Origin of the sequence: Lutibacter sp. B1 (assembly GCF_012524075.1) — a bacterium.
Classification (GTDB): Bacteria; Bacteroidota; Bacteroidia; order Flavobacteriales; family Flavobacteriaceae; genus Lutibacter.
The window spans coordinates 1-1237 of the sequence record NZ_JAAZUI010000102.1 but is presented as its reverse complement, the minus strand read 5'-3'; the positions used below and the strand labels follow the sequence as shown (position 1 = coordinate 1237).

The following is a 1237-nucleotide window of genomic DNA, read 5'->3' as shown; positions in this document are numbered from 1 at the left end:
TCGTTACTTTACCGACAGTAAGAATTATAGATAAAAACAAATGTATTTTTACCATTAAACAACAGTTCCACTTACTGCATTAGCTTTAGAAACGGAATAGAGGAAATCTACTATTTATATTAAGTACAGTAAGTTATTTGAGTCAAAGCCAGAGAGTATTAAGGGCATAACCCACTAACGATTTAAGCCGCTCAATGGGAACATTAAAACATTTTATAATGGAAGTATATGGAATTGACCTGTCCAAAGAAAAGTTTGATGTCAGCTTTCTTGATGTAGGTAAAGAGAAAAAAAAGATCATACGCAATAACTTTAATGGTATATGCAACTTTTTAAAACAAGTGAAAGATGACTGTATCTTGGTAGCTGAGCACACGGGAAGTTACGGCGACCTATTAGTACACCTCTGTTACCGATACGGTATTAAAATAGCATTGGTCTCTGGTTACAGTGTTAAGCACAGTCTTGGGTTGCAGAGAGGTAAAAGTGATTCAAAGGATGCTTATCGTATCAGAAAGTATGGTGAGAGGTTTGCTGAAGAATTGCGCCTTGAAGAACCTAAATCCGAGTCCATCAAAGAACTCAAAGAACTCTATACCTTGCGCGAACAACTTTCCAAAAACAGGACATCACTTCTACTGGGGCAAAAGGCAAGAATGATTGGACCTTCCCAGAGTATTGTGGCCTATAGAAGCTGCAAAAGGGCAATTATGAATTTGGAAAATGAAATTAGTTCTGTTGAAAAAGAAATTGAAAAAGTCGTCCAATCAGATTCAGAATTAAGAGATAATTATAAACTTGTCACAAGTATCAAAGGAATTGGCCCGGTAATCGCAAACAACCTAATCATCAAAACGGAAAACTTCAAACGTATTTCGACGGCAAAAAAAGCGGCTGCATTTGCTGGTGTGTGCCCATACCCCAACTCATCAGGGAAAATGTCAATGAAATCGAAAACAAGCCATATGGCCGATAAAAAACTGAAATCCCTGTTATTCCTTGCTGCCAAAACGGCGGTAGCTCATAATAAGGAATACAGCTTATATGCCGAACGAAAAAAACTTGAAGGAAAGCCTTATTTCTTAATTATGAACAATGTGTCCAATAAAATGCTAAGAACAGTCTATGGTGTCATCCAAAGTCGTAAACCATATGATATGAACCATATTTGTATTGACCCAAGAAAAATGAGTTGAAAAAATAACGATTTTATTTGGTTTTTAATAGAGTATATAAA

At 36.1% G+C, this 1237-nt stretch carries 1 protein-coding gene; it reads left to right on the top strand.

The annotated features are described in order from the left end of the window. Window positions 1-218: 218 nt before the first annotated feature. Window positions 219-1196, top strand: coding sequence for an IS110 family transposase (locus HGB55_RS15045; protein ID WP_168817893.1), 978 nt, complete (start codon window positions 219-221; stop codon window positions 1194-1196). The last annotated feature ends 41 nt before the right edge of the window (window positions 1197-1237 follow it).